The following is a 19,469-nucleotide window of genomic DNA, read 5'->3' as shown; positions in this document are numbered from 1 at the left end:
GGAATGCCAGACGACGCTGATGTCGGATGTGATGGCCCCATCGCGAGCAAGCCCGCTCCCACAGTGGATCTGCGCTGAATGGCAGATGTGTGAATGAATGCAAAACCCTGTAGGAGTGAGCCTGCTCGCGAAGACGGAGTGTCAGGCGACACTGATGCTGGATGTGCCGGCCCTTTCGCGAGCAAGCCCGCTCCCACAGTGGATCTGCGCTGGGCCGCAGATATCTGAGTGAACACAAAACCCTGTAGGAGTGAGCCTGCTCGCGAAGACGGAGTGTCAGGCGACATTGATGCTGGATGTGCCGGCCCTTTCGCGAGCAAGCCCGCTCCCACAGTGGATTTGCGCTGGGCCGCAGATATCTGAGTGAACACAAAACCCTGTGGGAGCGGGCTTGCCCGCGAAGGCGGAGTGTCAGGCGACACTGATGTTGGATGTGTCGGCCCTTTCGCGAGCAAGCCCGCTCCCACAGTGGATCTGCGCTGAATGGCAGATGTGTGAATGAATGCAAAACCCTGTAGGAGTGAGCCTGCTCGCGAAGACGGAATGCCAGACGACGCTGATGTCGGATGTGATGGCCCCATCGCGAGCAAGCCCGCTCCCACAGTGGATCTGCGCTGGGCCGCAAATGTGTGAGTGAATGCAAAACCCTGTGGGAGCGGGCTTGCCCGCGAAGGCGCAGTGTCAGGCAACAAAAAGCCCGCAGACAAACACGTGTCGGCGGGCTTTGGTGTATCGGGCTTAAGATTTACGCCCGGCGCTCATGCATCCGCGCCAGTTGCCGTTCCAGCATCGAGGGATAAGGCTCCATCAAGCGCTCGACGCAGCAAGCGCCCTCAGGGCTGGCAATCGGGCGGATCCGCGCGCGCTGACGGATCAGCACATCATCGCTGATCTTGCGTTCTACCAGCAGCAGGTTGCGGCTGTGCTGCGACAAGGCCAGGGCATCCTGGGCCGAGTCGGTCAGCAGCAGGTCGATCTGACTCAGGCCGAACAACTCATCGCCCAAGGTCAGGCCCAATTGCAATTGCAGGGTAATGCCGCTGTCGGCGACTTCGATCTGCAATTGATGACCCAGCGCACGCAGCAGTTCGCCGCAGCAGATCGCGTTGGTCAGGTAATCGTCGCCGCTGTCTTCGGTGTGGAACAGCATCAGCGTGCTGCCATCGTTCAGGGTCTCGATTTCGCCCTGATACAGCGAGGCGGCTTGTTCGAGGCAGTCGCGATAGCGCTCCTGCAACTCTTCCAGGCGTGCCCGGGGCAGGCGGCGCAGTTGCTCCTGGGAACCCAATTGCACAGCCAGCACGGCGGTGTGTTGCGGCACGTTCGGGGTCGGTTTGCGAGTGAGCGGTTGCACGGCGCCGTTGAGCGACTCGTCGCGCAGGTCGGCGAAGGCGTCATCGTCGTCGTCATCTTCAACCGTGCTGACCAAGTGCCGCGGTGCCGGTTTCTGTGCAGCCAACGGACGGGTTTCGTCAAAACTCGGATCGCGCAAATTACGCACCTCGAATTCCGGCTCGTCCTCATCGTCGAATTCAGGTTCCGGCTCAGGGGCTGGCTCCGGGGCGTAGCTGGCGTGCAGCTGGCGCGCCAGATCGCCGATTTCATCCTGACGATCAATGCCCGGCGTGTGTTCGTCGATCCGGCGCAGCCACACGCGTAATTGCAGCAGTGGCGTGGACAGATAGCGGCCCATACGCAGGCTCAAGGCCAGCGAAAGCGCCAGCAGGATTGCACTGAGGATGCCCATGCTCTGCAGGCTGATGGTCATCGGCTGCTGGAACTGATCCATGTCCAGGCTGATACGCAGTTGGCCGGCGGTCACGTCCTGAAACGTGATCTTGCTCTCGTACATACCCTCGGCTTCGCCCAACAGGCTGTGCTTGGGGCGCTGACCGGACTCGGCGAGGATACGGTTGTCCACGCTGTAGATCGCCGCATGGGCCACCAGTTTGTTCTTGGTCAGGTTGTTGAGCAGCACGTTGAGGCTGAGAATGTCGTTGGACACCAGCAGTTCGGTGGCGGATGTCGCCGTCTGCGTGGTCAGACTCTCGCCCAGCGCATCGGCCTGCTCGTGCATGGCCTGCTTGAATTGCAGCCCCATCACCCCGGCATAGATCACCAGGGCCAGAGCGACCAGGATCACGTTGTGGCTGGCAATGCGCAATGCAATCGGCACACGGCGGTGGCGCAGTGCACGGAAGATCAGCAGGAAGAAGTTATCGGTTTTAACTGGCGTGGGCCGGTTCACTTGAGCTCGGCTCTTTGTCCGTGAAGTTGACGCGCAGTATAGCGACAGGCCCTAGACCGGCAAAGCGCTCGCGGTGCCCGATGGTCACTGAAAGTGGGTAGAATGCGGTTTTTTTCCAGCTGCGGGGGTGCGCGTTGCGCGAAATCGTCCTGATTAACATCACGGGAGTCGACCGTCCGGGTCTGACAGCGGCCATTACGGGTGTCCTGGCACAAGGTGGTGTGAACATTCTCGACATCGGTCAGGCGGTGATCCACGACACCCTGTCGTTCGGCATTCTGGTTGAAATCCCCGATTCCGAGCAGGGCAAGTCGGTGCTCAAGGACATCCTGTTCAAGGGCTACGAACTTGACCAGCAAGTGCGCTTCACCCCGGTGTCCGAAGAGGATTACCAGCAGTGGGTGGGCAATCAGGGCAAGAAACGCCATATCGTCACCCTGCTGACCCGCAAAGTGACCGCCGGCCAATTGCAGGCAGTCAGTGCGATCACTGCCAAATACGGTTTGAACATCGATCATATCGACCGTCTGTCGGGACGTATGCCGCTGGACACGCCGGCTGACAAGGGCAAAGGCTGCATCGAGTTTTCCGTGCGTGGCGAAGCGGCTGACCCGCAAGCACTGCGCGCCGAATTCCTCAGCGTCGCGCAGGCGTTGAATGTCGATATCGCCTTCCAGGAAGATTCGCTGTTTCGCCGCAATCGGCGTCTGGCGGTGTTCGACATGGACTCGACCCTGATCGAGGCGGAAGTGATTGACGAACTGGCCAAGGCCGCCGGCGTCGGCGATCGGGTCTCGGAAATCACCGAGCGGGCCATGGCCGGCGAGCTGGATTTTCGCGCCAGTTTCAAAGAGCGCCTGGCCTTGCTCAAAGGTCTGGACGTCAGCGTGCTCGACTCGATCGGCGCCTCGCTGCGCTTGACCGAAGGCGCCGAAACCCTGTTCGCCGAACTCAAGCGCCTGGGCTACAAAACCGCGATCCTGTCCGGCGGCTTCACTTATTTCGCCAAGCAACTGCAAGCCAGGCTTGGCATCGACTACGTGTTCGCCAACGAGCTGGAAGTGGTCGACGGCAAGTGCACCGGCGTGGCGATCGAGCCGATCGTCGATGCGCAACGCAAGGCTGACCTGCTCAGGGAACTGGCGCACAAGGAAGGGTTGCGTCTGGAGCAGACCATTGCCGTCGGCGACGGCGCGAATGATCTGCCGATGCTGGCGATTGCCGGGCTGGGCGTAGCGTTTCGCGCCAAGCCGCTGGTCAAGCAGTCGGCGAAGCAGGCGATCTCAACGCTGGGGCTGGATGGAGTGTTGTATCTGCTGGGCTTGCGCGATCGCGACGGTCAGCTCTAAGCCTTCTATCGATTGATCCGGCCGTTTTCGCGAGCAGGCTCGCTCCCACAGGAGACCTCATTCTCCTGTAGGAGCGAGCCTGCTCGCGAAGGCCGCACCTCGGTCTAGAGCGATTTCCACAACGAATCAAAATCTTCCTCCCCCCCGGCATTTTGCGCAGCCTCCAGCGAGCGATAAGCGAACTGATTGAAACTGTGCGTACTCGCCACCCGCCGATCCAGTCCGGCGCGGTGTTCTTCGCCTTGTGTGTTGATGACCACCTTGTTGCCCTCCTGAAACGGCAGGCGCGGTGCGAGCACCGTCGCCGGCACATCGATCGCGCTGATTTCCGGCAGCAGTAAACCGCGCAAGTACTGACTGTGATCGTCCTTCGTACGCACCAGTTGCAGTCCGCAGGGCTGGGCGTGTGGCGCAACCAGTTCAATACCCATCTGCGTACCGCTGCCGCGCACCTGACGAATCCAGCGAATCACCGCAATGCTCCAGCCCTTGCTCTCGCTGTCCTGAATGCCGAGCATTTCCCCGGCCTGCAATTCGGCCGGCACCTCGCTTGGCCAGGCCAGGCAATAACCGCCGGGGCTGTGGTTGATTACGGGCAAGGCGTAGGTTGGATAGTTCGGCGCATGGCCTGGGCTTTCGTCTTCGGCCAATTGGTCGTATTGGATTTCCTCATAAGGCAGCAGCTCATCGTTGCCTTGCGGTGCCGCGTCAAACGCTTGGCTCCAGCTGTCCTTTTCACCCTTGGCTACCACGCGGCTGAAATTCGCCGCACGGGCGCCGGGGTGCTTGAGCAGTTCGCTGAAGGTACGCTCGCCGGCGAGATAGAAATGCAACGCACTCATGCCGACGCACACTGTCAATGCGCCTTGACCGGCAATGCGCTGAAAGCTGCGTTCGGCAGTCTGTCCCCAAGTGGCGTGCAGATGTTGCAGCGTGTCGACGCTCAGGCCGGCGGAGATGGGTAAGGGCGGCGAGGTCGGCTGATGCAGCAAGTGCGTTTCGAGCTGCTGGACCAGCGCTTGTGGGTCGAAGCCCAGCAGTGCGCTCTGTTGTTCGCTGCGAAACATCTTCCGGTAGCGCGGACCGACGTCAAGGTCCGGGCTGATCGCAAACAAACCGCCGTCGGCGCGGCCCGGATTTAGCTTGAGCAGAGCACTCCATGGCTCGATTACCTCGGCAAGCCGGGCAATCTGGCTCTGACGCAGCTGGTTGCAACGGGCGCTGCCCAGCAACAGGGCGGCGACGTAGGTCTGTTCGACGCTCAGTTCGCTGGTCAGAAAGGCCAGGTCATCGCGCACCGGGCGCTGTTGCAACTGCAATTCGGTGGCGCTGCGATACAACTGATGCAGTTCGAACCACACCTGTTCGGGCGGTGAGCTGTACAGCTGCGTGGCGCGCACCAATTGTCCCTTGAGTGCATGAGCGGCGCGTTGCAGCGCGGTGCTGACCAGTGCTGCGCGGTCCTTGCTGTACTTGGGCGCAATGCGCAGGACGATCTGTTTATAGCCGATCGCCAGATGGCCTTGCAGTGCCTGACACAGGTTGCTGACCTTGCGCGAGCGCTCATCGAGCATGATCGCCTGGTGCAGAAAGTGCCGTTCCAGATGCTGGCAGACGAAATACACCTCGGGCCGCAACAGCTCCAGCAGTTGCAGACGATTATTGCTGGGCGTTAGCAAAACGTTGAGTTCGCCCAGGCCTTGATAGAGCAGGCGGGCGGTTTCGCCGATGTTGGCCTTGGGCAGGCCGGCGATCCAGCGCTTGAGGTCGCGCGGGCTGGCGTCGCAAAACGACAGACGCGATTGGGTAGGAGTAGGAGCACGCAACTGGGGGGAGGATATGGTCTGGCTCATGCCAAAAACCATAGCAGCAAATACAGCACTTTGCGGAAGCAGCGCTGGCTGCTTCCGCAAAGGTTGTCACACTTTCGGCAGTGCCAGACCCTGGCCCATCTGCACCGGCGAACCAGCCACCAGCCCTTCAGCCCACTTCACCTGATCCGGGCCGAACAGCACGATCGCCGTCGAACCCAGCTTGAAGCGCCCCAGTTCAGCACCTTTTTCCAGATGAATCGGTGCGCGGGCGGCTTCGTCGTAGCGGAAAGTTTTCAGTTCGCGCTTGGGCGGCGTGACCAGACCGGCCCATACGGTTTCGATCGAAGCGACGATCATCGCGCCGACCAGCACCACAGCCATCGGCCCGCGCTCGGTGTCGAAGATGCACGCCACGCGCTCGTTGCGGGCGAACAGTTCCGGGACGTTTTCGGCAGTGGTCTGGTTGACCGAGAAAATCCGGCCCGGGATGTAGACCATTTCACGCAGGGTGCCGGCCAGCGGCATGTGCACGCGGTGGTAGTCCTTCGGCGACAGGTAAATGGTGGCAAAGTCGCCGCCCATGAACGGCGCGGCGTTGGCCGCATCACCACCGAGCAGCTCCAGCACGCTGAAACTGTGGCCCTTGGCCTGGAATACGCGACCGTGTTCGATCGGACCGAGCTGGCTGACCGCACCGTCGGCCGGGCTGAGAATCGCGCCTGGGGTTTCGTCCAGCGGACGCGCGCCGTCTTTCAACGCACGAGTGAAGAATGCATTGAAGTGCTCGTAAGCGGTCAGGTCTTCGACCAGCGCCTGGGACATGTCCACCTGATAGCGCTTGGCGAACCATTGTGTGAAGGCATTTTTGAACCAGCGCACGCGGCACTCGGCAATGCAGCCGGCCAGACGCGACAGCAAGTGGTGCGGCAGCAGGTATTGGCTGAGGATAAACAGACGCTCTTTCATTAGTTGTCCTTGGAAGCTTGAATCTCGACAGGCGTGTCGGGGTGGTTGCCCCATTCGCCCCATGAACCGGCGTAGCCCTTGACCCGCGGATACCCGAGGGATTTGGCCACCAGATAAGTGAAGCCCGACCGGTGATGGGTCTGGCAGTGGGTAATGATTTCTTTGTCCTTGGTGATCCCGAGCTGTTCGAGTATCTGTGGCATGTCCTTGCGAATGCGTAGTTGACGGGTCTGGTCCATCCCGGCAGTCCATTCGAAATTGACCGCACCGGGGATATGTCCGCCCTTGGCGGCGAGGACCTTCTCACCGGAATATTCCAGCGGCCCGCGCGCATCCCAGATCGCCAGATCGGCGGCGCCGAGACGGCTTTGCAAGTATTCGCGGGTGGCGGTCGGCTCATCGTGCAGCGTCAGCGATACCGGGCCGCCAACGGCCGCCGGCACCTGGATCGACATCGGCATGCCTGCGGCCAGCCATGCCGGCAGGCCACCGTCCAGATAGTGGTAGTTGTCGTGACCGATCACATCGAGCAGCCAGATAAAGCGTCCGGCCCAGCCGCCGCCCTCGTCGTCATACACCACGTAGACCGCGTCCTGGCGATGGCCCAGCTCGCCGAACAGCGCTTCCAGATCGGCTTTGGCCGGTAGCAGCCCCGGCGCCGGCGGCTGGCCGAGCTGGGTACGTTTCGGGTCGACAAAGCGTGCGCCGGGCAAATGACCTTCGCTATAGCGGGCTGCGCTGGTCAGGTCCACCAGAATCAGGTTGTCAGACTCGAGACGCGGGAGCAGGTCGCTCGGCTCGATGACGAGCGGCAAGCCAGAGAAGTCAGACATGTGAGGTCTCCAGAGCACAAAGGGGAGGATTGTAGCGCAGCCTCATCGGCCACGGCTGCTAAAGCTGTGCAGGGCTTTTTCGATGCACTGCGCGGTTTTGCCGAAGGCTTGCACGGTGATCTCGGCGAACGGCCCGCCACCCTGATCGGCGACAACGATCATGATCACCCGACCGTTATTGACCAGCGAGCGCAGAAACAGATGCTCGCCACGAAACAGCGTGCGCAGGCTCGGCGGTAGCAGCGCGGAAAACTGCGCGTTGTTCTCAGGGGTGATCCGCACTTGCGCCTGCTGGGCGAGCAGGCGTTGCAGGACCTTGCTTTGGCTGACGGCAAAACTCAGCGCCGCGGCTTCTTTTGGCAGGCCGGCGGCCTGCTGCACGCGCAGCGTCGAATGGGTGCGATCAGCCATCAGCACCATCACCCGGCGCATGCCGCTGGCCACCAGTGCGTCACGTGCGGCGACGGTCAGGCTCATGGCGTTGGTGAAACGGCTGGGTTCGGCCAGCAGTTCGGCGCATTGCCGACGCCACTGGCTCAAGTCTTCGGCGTTCGGCGCTGCCGCCGGTAACATTCCCGCAGGCAAGCGCCGGGCGCCCCACGGCCACAGCAGCGCTACCGCTGGATGCCAGAGATCGGGCATGGCGTGATGACGGGCACTGTTCGCGGCCTGCTGGTGCAGTTGTTGCTGCACCTCGTCCATCGGCATCTGCAAATAAAGGCTGGTCAGGTATTGCCAGCGCGCGCTGTGCGGACAGTCCCAGGCCTGTTGCGCCGACAGTGCCAGGCCGTTTGCCAGCAGCACGGTATTGGCCGGCTGATTGAGCCAGCGACGCAGGGTCGGGTCTTCGTCGAGGCGATTTTGCTGGCGCAGCGGATGCTCGCTGTCGCGGGCAATGCGCAGCACTTTGACCAGCTCGCGCTGCTCACCAAGCAGCAATTTGTAGCCTTGCTGAACCCAGATCGGCAGGTGCCAGGCTTCCACCAGCGCCGCCGCGATGCTCAGCAGGCGCACGCCAAACAGTTGCTTTTCGACGGCCTGTGCCGGTTCACCCTTGTGGATAACCCGCAGTTCCCATTCTTCGAGCAATCGGGGAAAGATCAGCGCCAGCGGCCACAACGGCGAGAGAAACAGCAGGCTGCCCCAATGGATGTCCTGCCACAGCCGCGCCAGGCGACTGGCGAAAAAACCGTTGGCCTGTTGCGTCGCGTGCTGGCTGATCATTTGCAGCTGGCGCAGGGCCTTGGGGATCTGCATGTGCGGTGCGGCGGGCAGGCGCGCCAGCAGTTCTTCGGTGCGGGCCAGGCCAAGGCGATTGATCGCGACCTCAAGGTTTTCCGCCGGCGCAGCCATGGCGCCGTGGGTGTGACGATTCGCCTCACGGATGATGCTCAAGGCCAGCGCCGGGCTGTCCTGCATCAGGTCGGCGATGTCGCGCAGCGAGCTGCGATTGTCACGGATCGCCCGGCAGACTTTGTCGTGTGCCTCTTGCGGCACGGGCAGGGGGACGCTGTCGAGCAGCTTGACCCAGCCGGCGATGGTGGTCGGAATTGCGGATGGGACGTTCGTTTCATTAGCCATGTCTGGACGAGATCTTCACTGACTGTAGACGCGCCCGGCATGGGCTAAATTGGCTTTTCGCCTGAACTGGCTATAGTCTGGCGCAGTTTTGCCGATAAGTAGAAGAAGAGATTTTTTAACTTCCGAATATGACCTTGAACCCGACTTAAGTAAGTACCTTCTACCTATGGCTAAAATTATCGGCATCATCGTCGTATTCGCGAGCGTGCTCGGCGGATACGTGCTCTCCCACGGCAAGATTGCCGCCCTGATCCAGCCCTTCGAGGTGTTGATCATCGGCGGTGCGGCCCTTGGCGCGTTCCTCCAGGCCAACCCTGGTTATATGACGATGCACGTGCTCAAGAAATCCCTGAGCATGTTCAGCTCGCGCTTCAGCCACACCTTCTACCTGGAAGTGCTCGGCCTGATCTACGAGATCCTCAACAAGAGCCGCCGCGAAGGCATGATGGCTATCGAAGGCGACATCGAAGATGCCGCCGCGAGCCCGATCTTCGCCAAGTACCCGGCGGTGCTCAAGGATGAACGCATGACCGCGTTCGTCTGCGATTACCTGCGCATCATGTCCTCCGGCAACATGGCTCCGCACGAGCTCGAAGGCCTGTTCGACATGGAGTTGTACAGCCTGAAGGAAGATCTCGAGCACCCATCGCACGCGGTCAACGGTATCGCTGACGGCATGCCCGGTTTCGGTATCGTCGCGGCGGTACTCGGTATCGTGGTGACCATGGCGTCGCTGGGCGAAGGTGACCAGGCGTCGATTGGTCTGCACGTGGGTGCGGCACTGGTCGGTACGTTCTTCGGTATTCTCGCGGCGTACGGATTCTTCGGCCCGCTGGCGCACTCCCTGGCCCACGATGCCAAGGAAGAACTCAACGTCTACGAAGCCATCAAGGCCTCGCTGGTGGCTTCGGCGTCCGGCATGCCGCCGTCGCTGGCGGTCGAGTTCGGGCGCAAGGTTCTGTATCCGGCCCACCGTCCGAGCTTCGCCGAGCTGGAACAAGCGGTTCGCGGTCGTTAAGACATGGAAAATAATCAGCCGATCATAGTCAAGCGCGTCAAGCGCATTGCCGGCGGGCACCACGGCGGGGCCTGGAAAATCGCCTTCGCCGACTTTGCGACGGCGATGATGGCGTTCTTTCTGGTGTTGTGGCTGCTCTCCACCGCGACGCCGGAGCAGAAGATCGCCATCGCCGGTTACTTCAAGGACCCGGTCGGTTTCTCCGAAAGCGGCACGCCGTACATCATTGACCTGGGCGGTACGCCAACCCTGGCCCCGGAAAACACCCTCAACCCGGAAGTGAAGTCGCAGCCGCAACCGGACAAGGTCACGGTCGATACCGAACAGGTTGAAGGCATGGCCGAGCAGGTTGAGAAGGAGCGTCTGGAGTTGTTGCTGCAAGAACTGCAGAACAAGGTCGACGAGAACCCGCAGCTGCAGAAGTTCAAGGATCAGATCCTCTTCGAAATCACGCCGAACGGCTTGCGCATCCAGATCATGGATGCCGAGAACCGGCCGATGTTCGACTCCGGCTCCGCACGCCTGAAACCGTACTTCGAAGACATTCTGCTGGCCATGGCCGACACCATCAAAGCGGTGCCGAACAAGATCAGCATCAGCGGCCACACCGACGCCAAGCCGTACATTGGCACGGGCGATTACGGCAACTGGGAACTGTCGGCCAACCGCGCCAACGCCGCTCGGCGTGCCTTGGTCGCCGGCAGTTATCCCGATGCGCAGGTGGCGCGAGTGGTCGGTTACGCCTCGTCGGCATTGTTCGACCGGGACAACCCGTTCAACCCGGTCAACCGCCGTATCGACATCGTCGTGCTGACCAAGAAAGCCCAGGCGGCCATCGAAGGTGCGCAAGGTGCTGACGCGGCGAAGCCTGCCGATCAGAGTCAGAACGGCGCTGCTCCGGCAGCTCCGGTCGACCCGAACGCGCTGCCGGCGGACAAGCAGCCAGTGCCGGCTCACGAGTTGCGTGAACGCTTGAATCTGTTCGATGACGCCGCGCCTAAACCTGCTGACCCGGGCGCGGCGGCGCCAGCGCCGAAGCAGTGATCAAAAAAAACCGACAGCGATGTCGGTTTTTTTTTGCCTGATCAGCGGCCGCCCCTCACGGGGCTTTTCAAAAGTGAGGAAATTCTAGAACCCGCGGCGAATCCGGTTTTTCAGCTGTTCATGAAACATCTCCGCATTGCGCTTGTAAGCTCCCTTCACCGACTCGCTGATTGAATCCAGGGCCATCGACCGCTTGTTCGACACCTCCTCGCGATACGCCTCGATAAAGAAATTCAGATCGCTGGCCGTGCTCAGCTTTGGCCACTTGTCCAGATAGATCGGCAGTTCAGCCGGCCCGGTTTTGAACGTACAGATCCGTCGGTTGCTAATGGTCGCCTCACCAATTTCAAACGGCACCCACCACGACAACGCCGTTTTCTCTGAAACCACTGCCAGCAAATGCGTGCATTCGGTGATGTTGCGGGTGATCACCCCGGTGATGTCGTCGGTGGTCTGCGATTCCGGATCCAGCACGTCGAGGTACGTCTTGATGTTGGCTTGGGTCAGGCGCGTATTGATGTTGATCGCATGGGCGCGATCCATGTGGCGGTAGCTGATAAATACGGGCATCAGAAGTGTCCTTTCAGAGCGAGTTCGCGGTAATAGGCGCCGAGGGCGGTGAGACGGCAGCCGGTGGCGTTGAGCGCGGCGTAGTACATGTGCTCGGCGTCGACCGGTTCGATCAGGCTGTGGCGGTTGCATTTCTGCAACTGAGCGAAAATTTCGCCGTGCGCCGGGTCGAAGGTCGCTTCGGTAGGTTCATAGCTTCGGTCCAGCGCGAAGACTGACTCGGCCTCGGCGAACCAGTCGGGCAGTTTGCGCAGGATTTCCTTGGGGATCAGCGGCGAGACTTCACGCAGGGAAATGAACTGCGAAACGTTGGTCTTGAACACCGGGCGCTGTTCCCAGGCGTCGAGGGCGTTATCGACGAAGGAGTACAGGCTGCCGGGAGTGATCTTGCCGAGGATGTTCGCGGCGCCGCCGTGCAACGCCTGCAAAAGCAGGCCGGTAAACACGCCGTGCTGCGCGCCCTCCAGCGCCGGCTGCTCTTTCTTGCAGGCGGTCAGAATCGTCATGCCTTCGCAGACCGTGCTGCTTTCACTGCGCAAGGCGCGCACCTCGCCGGCCGAGCCGCTTTGGCAGCAGTCGAGAATGATCACTTTGTTTTTGATGCGCGTGGCTTTGCTGGCCCAATTGAGGACGTCGCTGATACGGACGCCGTCCTTGGCGCTGCGGTAGTCCTGTGGGATCAGCATGCCTTCATCGGTGTCGGCATCGAAGCCGCCGTGTCCGGCGAAATACAGCAGTGCGACGTTGCAGTCGCCGGAAAACAGCTCGCGAATCTGGTCCTCCAGTTTCTCTCGACTCAGATAATCTTCAGCGGACGTCAGCACGATGTTCTTGAAGTTGGGGTCGCCATTGGCGTCGGTCTTCAGCACCGAGGCCATGGCCATGGCGTCGTTGCAGCAGCCGCTCAGCGCAGAAATGTTCGAGTAATCGTTGATGCCGATAAACAGTCCCTTGCGCATGGTTACACCGCCGTGTGCAGGCGGATCGCGCTGACGATACTGTTGGTGTTCCACGCGCACTCGGCATGAGCCGCATTGCGCACGACCGTGGAAATACGTTCGGCACCAAAGGGCTTGATCGCGATGATCACCTTGCCCATGCGTTTGGCGATCTCGATTTCCTTGTTGATCCATTTGCTGTAGGTCGAATACATGCCGGCCATGATCAGCACTGCCGAGCAGGGGCGAATCTTGTTTTCGATGGCTTCTTCAAGTTGCTTGTCCGTGCGCGCGCCGACGATAGGGTTGTGCGGCGGCACGGAAAAATTCTTGTAGGTGAACGTCGGATGGGCGTTGAGCAGACGGACCAGATTGTCGTGGCTGTCTGAGTAGTTCCACGAATGGCTGATGAACAAATGGTAGGTTTGCATAGGGTCCTCGGAAGTCGCGAAAGTGCGAAGGAGGACCCGAATGTAGGCTTCTGGAGCGCGCTCACAAGATCCGCGCGGCGAAACAGAAAAGCCCTGCAAGCGAACGAGTGCAGGTCTTTCGGAAAGATCTGACGTTTAAGTTTGGCAGGGTTTTGTCAGGTGCGATCCGACAACCGGCAGCCCGTTGGAAGGGGCCGCCGGTGCGCCTGTTTAATGGTTGTTTTCGGGCAGGCTGGCGATGATCGAGCGGTAGCTGTTCATTCGCTGCTGTTGCACGCGGCCGTCTTCCAGCGCCTTGAGCAGCGCGCAACCCGGCTCGCGGTCGTGCTTGCAGTCGCGGAAACGGCAGGTGCCGAGCAGGTCGTCAAACTCGATGAAGCCGGCTTCGACGTCGGCGCGGCTGACGTGGCCCAGGCCGAATTCGCGGATGCCCGGGGAGTCGATCAGCTCACCGCCGCCGGGGAAGTGAAACAGGCGTGCGGTGGTCGTGGTGTGCGTGCCCTGACCGGACAGTTCGGACAACGGTCCGACGCGGGTCTCAACGTCCGGCAGCAGGCTGTTGACCAGCGACGACTTGCCGACGCCGGACTGGCCGACGAATACGCTGATGCGTCCGTCGAGCTGCTGTTGCAGCTGTTCCATGCCATTGCCGTGATGCGCCGAGACTTCCAGCACCGGATAACCCAGTGTGCGATACACCGCCAGCAGCGCGTTGAGGGCCGGGGCGTTGTGTTCGTCGATCAGATCAAATTTGTTCAGCAGCAGTAACGGACGAATGCCGGCGTGTTCGGCAGCGACCAGGTAGCGATCGATCAGATTGGCGTGGGGCTCGGGCAGCGGCGCAAAAACGATGACGATCATGTCAACGTTGGCCGCGACCGGCTTGAGCTGGCCCCGGCTGTCCGGGCGGCAGAGTTCGGTACTGCGCGGCAGTTGTGCGACGATCACACCGATGCCCTGGTTGCCGGCACGCCAGACGACTTTGTCGCCCGTCACCAGCGCCGGCAGGTTGGCGCGCAAATGGCAGCGGAACACTTGTCCGGCGAGTTCGCCGTCGGTGGCCTCGACCTCAACCTGCACGCCGAAGTGGGCGATCACCAGACCGTGCTGTTCCGGGCCCAGGTCGCCGCCCTCGAGGGCTTCGACCGCCGAGGACTCGCGTTTGGCAGCGCGTGCGGCGCGCTCGCCTTGAATCTTTTCGATGCGCCAGTTTTGGCGACGATTGAGTTGGCGTTTGGCCATGGGTGTTCCGTCTGAAGAATGCAGCGATTAGGTAAAACGGCCGCGAGTTTAGCACGCCCGGCCACCTGCCTAGGCTAAACTGCGCAGCATTGCCTAGGAGCCCGAATATGCAAAACCCGCAGAACCTGATCTGGATCGACCTGGAAATGACCGGTCTGGACCCGGACAACGACGTGATCATCGAAATGGCCACCATCGTTACCGATAGCGACCTCAACACGTTGGCCGAAGGTCCGGTGATCGCCATTCACCACAGCGACGAAGTGCTCGCGCGCATGGATGAATGGAACACTCGCACCCATGGCAACTCCGGCCTGACCCAGCGTGTACGTGACAGCCGTATCAGCATGGCCGAAGCCGAAGCCCAGACCATCGCCTTTCTGGAACAGTGGGTGCCGAAGGGCAAGTCACCGATCTGCGGCAACAGCATCTGCCAGGATCGGCGCTTCCTTTATACCCACATGAAAGCGCTTGAAAGCTATTTCCATTACCGCAACCTCGATGTCTCGACGCTCAAGGAACTGGCCGCGCGCTGGGCACCTGACGTGCGCGACAGCTTCAAGAAGGGCAGCACGCACCTGGCGCTCGACGACATTCGTGAATCGATCGCCGAGTTGCAGCACTATCGCAAGCATTTCATCAAGTTCTGATGCGCTTGATAGGTTTTTGTGGCGAGGGAGCTTGCTCCCGCCCGGCTGCGTAGCAGTCGTAAATCTGCACATCCGTCATGGCTGAAAAATGTAGGGGAGTGCTTCGCCCTCCAGCGGGAGCAAGCTCCCTCGCCACAAAAGGGCAATGCGCCTCTGCCCTCTTCTGGTGCGGTGATGAAATGGCTAGACTGCGCGCCTTCCTGTCTGGACCGCCATCATGCTGCTGATGCTCTATCTGATCGCCATTACCGCCGAAGCCATGACTGGCGCGTTGTCTGCCGGCCGCCGCGGCATGGACTGGTTTGGCGTGGTGCTGATCGCCTGTATTACGGCGCTGGGCGGCGGTTCGGTGCGTGACGTGTTGCTGGGGCATTACCCGCTGACCTGGGTCAAACACCCGGAGTACCTGGTGCTGACGTCGGTCGCGGCGATGTTTACCGTATTCACTGCGCGCTGGATGCGTCACCTGCGTTCGCTGTTTCTGGTACTCGATGCGGTCGGTCTGGTGGCGTTCACCCTGATCGGTTGCATGACCGCGCTGGAAATGGGCCACGGCATGCTGGTGGCGTCGGTCAGCGGCGTGATCACCGGGGTATTCGGGGGCATCCTGCGTGACATCTTCTGCAATGACATTCCTCTTATCTTTCGACGTGAGCTTTATGCGAGCGTTTCCTTCGCCGCAGCGTGGTGCTACATGCTGTGTCTGTACTTGAATGTGCCAGGCGAGCAAGCGATTCTGATTACTCTGTTTGGCGGATTTCTGTTACGTCTTTTGGCCATTCGTTTTCATTGGGAAATGCCTAAGTTCGTTTATAACGACGAACACTGATTCCGATTGGGGCAAGCAGGTTTTTTTGCTGTAATCGTGCCTGCGTAAATGCATGTTTCTTACAGTTTTGCTTTTCGCTTTCTTTGCGCTGAATGTTATTAATTCAGGGGCATCAACTCTGATGTCGATTTTCTGAAATCATACGAAAGCAAAGGAAGTGCAAACATGGGTGAAGTCACGGAAGAAACACAGGTTCAGCCAGCCATGGTCGGGGCTTTTGAAAGCCTTACATTGCTGAAAGTTAAATTCGATGCGGCAGAAAGCTCGCGCAGCAAAGAACTCTTCGGCAATGGCCGCATGCAAGTCAAAGTGCAAGTACTTGTAGCGGGTGCCGATGCCGATGGCAATGCGGTTCATGTACCGGCCGAAGTGATGGACAGCATCAGCCTCATTCATTACAGCAGCGGCCAACCGCTGAGCAATGGCTGGAAGGCCAGCGATGAGCAAGGTAAATTCACCCTGGAGTCGCACTACAGCGCCAATACTGTGCCCGATGAGGATGACTCCGTGCATCCGCAGGTACGGACCTTCTGGGTATCTTCGGCCGGTGCCGGAGAAACCTAGGTTGCCGCACGTGTGACGATAAACCAGCAGGTCATTCGCAGTAACGGCACGACGCTTTCCAGTGTCCACGACAGCAGCGTGAGCCTGATTGCGAAGGAACCCGTTGCCTATTCCATCGACAGTTTCCGCTGGTACTCGGTCCGGCGCGGGAACGAAGAGCCGGGCAATCGCATCTGGAGCTATTATCTGGGGCTGTATCCGCAGGGCGGGCAGCAAATCAAACTGGTGGACTGGATTTCGGAAGGCGGCCGGGGCAGCCGTTTGTTTGCCAAAGGCAACAAGCTGCGGGAGTCTTCAACCAATCATCTTCAAGGCATCTTTGTTCTGCCTGAACAAAAGACGCAGGAAGTATGTTGCCGTTCGACGGCCCGCCGCTCTCCGATATACTCAGTTTCGGCGCGCAGGGCTGGTTATATGTATCAACCAAGAAGAAACGCTATTCGGTCAAGGTCAGTGACAGAGACGGGGAGTTGACCGTGGTGCAGGCGCTCTCCGGGTATTCCACTATTGAGCCAGCAAGCAGCGACGCTGAAGTATTTCACTTTCAGGCCATCGATCAGTATGGTACTGAGCATAAACTTGCCCTTCGTACGGATTTTGCAGCGCGCCAATTTTATTTGGAACGCGGATAACTTCAGCGCGACAAACTTGAGCTGTTACAAGTGGTAGATATATATGCCGGTGAAGAGGGTGCAAGTCTGTAAGCTGAAACTTCGGCAATCCCATGATTGATTGAAGTTCGATACTTTACAGACAAACGTTTGCTGGCTCCGCGGTGCTGCGGAGCCAGCACACCACCACTCAAGGATGAGCATTAATGGTTGGCAAACCACCCCGTAACCCTGCAACCGGCCTTTCGAAAAAACCGGATCTCGACGTTGACGGCTCGCGTCGGCCGCTGGACAGCGAAACAGTCCTTTCACCACTGCCGCACCTTACCGAGCCTCGACTTGCGGAGATCAGGCCGAAACCTGCGATTGTGGATTCGGTTAATCCCGAGCAGGCGATCAGCGTCAGTCTGATGAATCCCGTCGCAGATGAATTGATTCATGCCACAGCGGGGGAGGCGCTGGCGGGTTTCCGGGTGCTGGCGCCCACGAGTTTGATGAAGGTCGGCTCTCGGGGCGTCTGGGTATTCAAGGGGCGCGAATATGTCGCGATTGCCGATGGCCAGTTTGTTCAGGTCGTCACCGATCCAGGCAGCGGCCTGTTCAGGGCAACAAACTCCCGCGAACTCGAACCCTCCGGTCCATGGCTGATACCGGGCGAGGAGGGGCAGTTGTGGCGCCCGCTCGATAGCCAGAGCGTCATTTTTCTCGATTCTATATCAGCGCAAACCGCACAGCTTTTTCGCCAGATGGGCCGTTCCGTAGCGCAGTTCAGCGACGCGACGGTCGGACGCATGTTAGCCGTGAGCGGGGTCACTGAATCGTTACTGCGCGATGTGCTCGTCAATGAGCGTCCCGCACCTTTTTTGCTGAAGGACACCATCAGGCGATTCGAGCTTGATTACCTGATTCAGGCAGAGGGGCACCCGATACCCTCTGAGCGGTTCGGCCGGTTCAAAAACCTGGAAGAAGCGTTCGAAGCCGACTGTGATGAAAACACTCTTCGCCTGCGCCGGGTATTTCCGGGTCTGCCGAAAACTGCCGCACAAGCGATATGGCGCACCACCAGCGCCAGCGAGCGTTTGCATATGCACAATCAACCGGGCATGCCACAGCGAGTTGCGCAAGAGATCCTGGTAGCCCTGCGGGAAATCCGTCTGGCCAGGGCCGGGGAAGGCCTTTATTTAGAGGCAGTATCGAACCCGGACAGTGATCGATTAATGCTGCATATGCTCGGCAACCTTGCCAATTGGCCGCAGCAAATGCGTATCGAGATTCGCCGGGGGGCGACGGACTCTGACGTTCTGGGCGCTATAGGCGATGCCCGTTCACCGTTTCGTCACGTACTGATTCGCCAGAATGATGGTTATGCCACTCACCGTGGCGATGGCTCTTCACCTCAGGGATCGAAAGATCTGTGTTCGGCAGTCTGCTTGCTGTTGCTGCCCGAACAACGCCAGCTACTCGGTGTGACAAAAGACGGTGGTGCAGCGCTGCGACAATTGATCCGTGCCCAGCCGCTGCCGACGCGCGCAGCCGTGAGCAAATTGCTCGGGCTCGCACCGCTACCCCACGTCGACCTTGGCACCGTGCAATTCGGGCAAAGGGGTCAGTTGCATGGGGGGGGAGACAGCCAACCGGCATCGACAAAGTCCGTCGTGGAGCGGGTACATGATCTTTATCCGCAGCTTTCGCATGAGGAGGCGGCAAAGTTCATCAACGAACGTTTGAAGAATGATCCGGCCGGTGTATTGATTCGTCTGGAAAAAGAGTTTGCGACGTTGTGCGATGAACTGGCGATATGGAATGCCGATGGGCCGCCACCTCATACCCTGGTATCGGAACCAGACGGCGCTACCACACAGGCGGAGCGACGCCAGGCTCGCGAGCGATTCAGCGCAAAGCTGCGAGATATCTGGCAGCGCAAGTCGGTGTCAAAGTGGGGGGAGGGAGACTATCATTTTTCTTACTATGTCGATTTTTCGGGTGAGTTACCAAGGCTTTCCAGCAGATTTGAATATGTAACGGAGTTGATCCTGACCGTAGAAAAACCGGGCGCACGGATGGGGGCGTTTCTTGACAGTTTTCCCAATGTTCAATCAATAGGGATTTTTGGCATTGAAATCGGGGAATTCCCATCAGGAATATTTCAAATGCGCCAGTTAAGCGAGCTAACACTGGACGGGTGCTCGCTAACACTATCCGAGGTCACCGTTGAGGGATTGTCCAGAATCGAAACGCTTACCCGATTGAATCTGGCAAACAACCCTCTGACAGTTGCTCCGCAGGTAGGCTACATGGCAGGTTTAACCGGATTGATGCTGAGCAACGCAAATCTTTCCAACGTACCTTCAGGCATAGATGCGCTAAGGAAACTGGGTGTCGTGGCGTTGCATGATAATAATATTTCCGACGTGGGATATGAGTTGTTTGAGATACCGGATACTCAGGATCTATTCGTTGGTTTAGTGAATAACCCGCTGAGTGAAGCGTCAAGGCAACGGATTAGTCAGTATTTAGAAAACTCCAGTATGGATCGGAAGGTGGAAATCCAGGTGGAGGATGTGGTTTCACAATCTGACTCCGATAGTGAATCTTCTGAAAGCGGTATTTCGACAGGGTCGGACAGTGACTGAAATGTTGGTGGAAGTGACGGGTTCTTTATTTTCATAACATATACTGACAAGGGTAGCTGTTCGGTGACCTCCCCTTCTGACTCTGTGTAGCTTAAGTCGGAAGGGGAGAAAAGTCCCCGCGTGCTGGAATCGGAGGTTCAGGAGCGAG

The 19,469-nt window shown here is 59.5% G+C and carries 17 protein-coding genes; 8 read left to right on the top strand and 9 right to left on the bottom strand.

Annotation, left to right across the window (positions count from 1 at the left end):
* Positions 1–745: 745 nt before the first annotated feature.
* Positions 746–2,248, bottom strand: a complete 1,503-nt coding sequence (locus HU755_RS11565; RefSeq protein WP_186632600.1) for an AhpA/YtjB family protein — start codon at positions 2,246–2,248, stop codon at positions 746–748.
* A gap of 134 nt (positions 2,249–2,382) precedes the next feature.
* On the opposite strand from HU755_RS11565, the gene serB reads away from it, so the two are divergent.
* Positions 2,383–3,597, top strand: a complete 1,215-nt coding sequence (gene serB / locus HU755_RS11560; protein ID WP_186547702.1) for a phosphoserine phosphatase SerB — start codon at positions 2,383–2,385, stop codon at positions 3,595–3,597.
* Positions 3,598–3,701: 104 nt separating this feature from the next.
* Here serB and HU755_RS11555 read toward each other — a convergent pair whose 3' ends face one another.
* From HU755_RS11555 to HU755_RS11540, 4 genes are all read right to left on the bottom strand, one after another.
* Positions 3,702–5,450 carry a molecular chaperone gene (locus HU755_RS11555; RefSeq protein WP_186632597.1) on the bottom strand — a complete coding sequence of 583 codons (1,749 nt, stop codon included), beginning with the start codon at positions 5,448–5,450 and terminating at the stop codon, positions 3,702–3,704.
* A gap of 66 nt (positions 5,451–5,516) precedes the next feature.
* Complete coding sequence (gene asd, locus HU755_RS11550) at positions 5,517–6,377, bottom strand: archaetidylserine decarboxylase (RefSeq protein WP_186632594.1); 861 nt, start codon at positions 6,375–6,377, stop codon at positions 5,517–5,519.
* The gene (gene rhdA, locus HU755_RS11545; protein ID WP_186632591.1) at positions 6,377–7,210 is read right to left on the bottom strand and encodes a thiosulfate sulfurtransferase; all 834 of its coding nucleotides are present in this window, start codon (positions 7,208–7,210) and stop codon (positions 6,377–6,379) included. Before rhdA ends, asd begins: the two co-directional genes overlap by 1 nt.
* A gap of 42 nt (positions 7,211–7,252) precedes the next feature.
* Positions 7,253–8,791, bottom strand: a complete 1,539-nt coding sequence (locus tag HU755_RS11540) for an HDOD domain-containing protein (protein WP_186632588.1) — start codon at positions 8,789–8,791, stop codon at positions 7,253–7,255.
* A 166-nt stretch (positions 8,792–8,957) separates the two neighbouring features.
* Here HU755_RS11540 and motA point away from each other — a divergent pair, with 166 nt between their 5' ends.
* Together motA and motB are read left to right on the top strand one after the other, a co-directional pair.
* Positions 8,958–9,809, top strand: a complete 852-nt coding sequence (gene motA / locus HU755_RS11535) for a flagellar motor stator protein MotA (protein ID WP_186547692.1) — start codon at positions 8,958–8,960, stop codon at positions 9,807–9,809.
* 3 nt (positions 9,810–9,812) lie between these two features.
* Positions 9,813–10,853: a flagellar motor protein MotB gene (motB, locus tag HU755_RS11530; RefSeq protein WP_186547690.1), complete on the top strand. Its 1,041-nt coding sequence runs from the start codon at positions 9,813–9,815 to the stop codon at positions 10,851–10,853.
* 84 nt (positions 10,854–10,937) lie between these two features.
* Here motB and HU755_RS11525 read toward each other — a convergent pair whose 3' ends face one another.
* The 4 genes from HU755_RS11525 to rsgA all read right to left on the bottom strand — a co-directional run bounded on the left by HU755_RS11525 (position 10,938) and on the right by rsgA (position 14,034).
* Positions 10,938–11,423: a toll/interleukin-1 receptor domain-containing protein gene (locus HU755_RS11525; RefSeq protein WP_186547688.1), complete on the bottom strand. Its 486-nt coding sequence runs from the start codon at positions 11,421–11,423 to the stop codon at positions 10,938–10,940.
* On the bottom strand, positions 11,423–12,382 hold the full coding sequence (locus tag HU755_RS11520; protein ID WP_186547686.1) for a caspase family protein: 960 nt from the start codon (positions 12,380–12,382) through the stop codon (positions 11,423–11,425). The genes HU755_RS11525 and HU755_RS11520 overlap by 1 nt, the downstream gene beginning before the upstream one ends.
* 2 nt (positions 12,383–12,384) lie before the next feature.
* Complete coding sequence (locus HU755_RS11515; protein WP_186547684.1) at positions 12,385–12,792, bottom strand: TIR domain-containing protein; 408 nt, start codon at positions 12,790–12,792, stop codon at positions 12,385–12,387.
* Between the two features lie 210 nt (positions 12,793–13,002).
* Positions 13,003–14,034: a small ribosomal subunit biogenesis GTPase RsgA gene (gene rsgA / locus HU755_RS11510; RefSeq protein WP_186547682.1), complete on the bottom strand. Its 1,032-nt coding sequence runs from the start codon at positions 14,032–14,034 to the stop codon at positions 13,003–13,005.
* A 107-nt stretch (positions 14,035–14,141) separates the two neighbouring features.
* On the opposite strand from rsgA, the gene orn reads away from it, so the two are divergent.
* From orn to HU755_RS11485, 5 genes are all read left to right on the top strand, one after another.
* On the top strand, positions 14,142–14,684 hold the full coding sequence (gene orn, locus HU755_RS11505) for an oligoribonuclease (protein ID WP_186547680.1): 543 nt from the start codon (positions 14,142–14,144) through the stop codon (positions 14,682–14,684).
* A gap of 214 nt (positions 14,685–14,898) precedes the next feature.
* Positions 14,899–15,513 carry a trimeric intracellular cation channel family protein gene (locus HU755_RS11500; RefSeq protein ID WP_186547712.1) on the top strand — a complete coding sequence of 205 codons (615 nt, stop codon included), beginning with the start codon at positions 14,899–14,901 and terminating at the stop codon, positions 15,511–15,513.
* A gap of 165 nt (positions 15,514–15,678) precedes the next feature.
* Positions 15,679–16,077, top strand: coding sequence for a hypothetical protein (locus tag HU755_RS11495; RefSeq protein ID WP_186632585.1), 399 nt, complete (start codon positions 15,679–15,681; stop codon positions 16,075–16,077).
* Between the two features lie 350 nt (positions 16,078–16,427).
* On the top strand, positions 16,428–16,709 hold the full coding sequence (locus HU755_RS11490; RefSeq protein ID WP_186632582.1) for a hypothetical protein: 282 nt from the start codon (positions 16,428–16,430) through the stop codon (positions 16,707–16,709).
* A gap of 185 nt (positions 16,710–16,894) precedes the next feature.
* The gene (locus HU755_RS11485; RefSeq protein WP_186632579.1) at positions 16,895–19,321 is read left to right on the top strand and encodes a leucine-rich repeat domain-containing protein; all 2,427 of its coding nucleotides are present in this window, start codon (positions 16,895–16,897) and stop codon (positions 19,319–19,321) included.
* Positions 19,322–19,469: the final 148 nt, after the last annotated feature.

It is taken from the genome of Pseudomonas sp. SWRI111 (assembly GCF_014268555.1).
Classification (GTDB): Bacteria; Pseudomonadota; Gammaproteobacteria; order Pseudomonadales; family Pseudomonadaceae; genus Aquipseudomonas; species Aquipseudomonas hamedanensis.
Note: the sequence above shows the minus strand (reverse complement) of the source record. Positions and strands in the feature narration are given on the sequence as shown.

What these genes read in the sequence shown, in the direction of transcription:
- HU755_RS11485 (WP_186632579.1), top strand. Translation starts at nt 16,895, where the DNA reads ATGGTTGGCAAACCACCCCGTAACCCTGCAACCGGCCTTTCGAAAAAA.
- HU755_RS11555 (WP_186632597.1), bottom strand. Translation starts at nt 5,450, where the DNA reads ATGAGCCAGACCATATCCTCCCCCCAGTTGCGTGCTCCTACTCCTACC.
- HU755_RS11490 (WP_186632582.1), top strand. Translation starts at nt 16,428, where the DNA reads ATGTTGCCGTTCGACGGCCCGCCGCTCTCCGATATACTCAGTTTCGGC.
- HU755_RS11495 (WP_186632585.1), top strand. Translation starts at nt 15,679, where the DNA reads ATGGGTGAAGTCACGGAAGAAACACAGGTTCAGCCAGCCATGGTCGGG.
- rhdA (WP_186632591.1), bottom strand. Translation starts at nt 7,210, where the DNA reads ATGTCTGACTTCTCTGGCTTGCCGCTCGTCATCGAGCCGAGCGACCTG.
- motB (WP_186547690.1), top strand. Translation starts at nt 9,813, where the DNA reads ATGGAAAATAATCAGCCGATCATAGTCAAGCGCGTCAAGCGCATTGCC.
- asd (WP_186632594.1), bottom strand. Translation starts at nt 6,377, where the DNA reads ATGAAAGAGCGTCTGTTTATCCTCAGCCAATACCTGCTGCCGCACCAC.
- HU755_RS11515 (WP_186547684.1), bottom strand. Translation starts at nt 12,792, where the DNA reads ATGCAAACCTACCATTTGTTCATCAGCCATTCGTGGAACTACTCAGAC.
- HU755_RS11525 (WP_186547688.1), bottom strand. Translation starts at nt 11,423, where the DNA reads ATGCCCGTATTTATCAGCTACCGCCACATGGATCGCGCCCATGCGATC.
- motA (WP_186547692.1), top strand. Translation starts at nt 8,958, where the DNA reads ATGGCTAAAATTATCGGCATCATCGTCGTATTCGCGAGCGTGCTCGGC.
- HU755_RS11540 (WP_186632588.1), bottom strand. Translation starts at nt 8,791, where the DNA reads ATGGCTAATGAAACGAACGTCCCATCCGCAATTCCGACCACCATCGCC.
- HU755_RS11520 (WP_186547686.1), bottom strand. Translation starts at nt 12,382, where the DNA reads ATGCGCAAGGGACTGTTTATCGGCATCAACGATTACTCGAACATTTCT.
- rsgA (WP_186547682.1), bottom strand. Translation starts at nt 14,034, where the DNA reads ATGGCCAAACGCCAACTCAATCGTCGCCAAAACTGGCGCATCGAAAAG.
- orn (WP_186547680.1), top strand. Translation starts at nt 14,142, where the DNA reads ATGCAAAACCCGCAGAACCTGATCTGGATCGACCTGGAAATGACCGGT.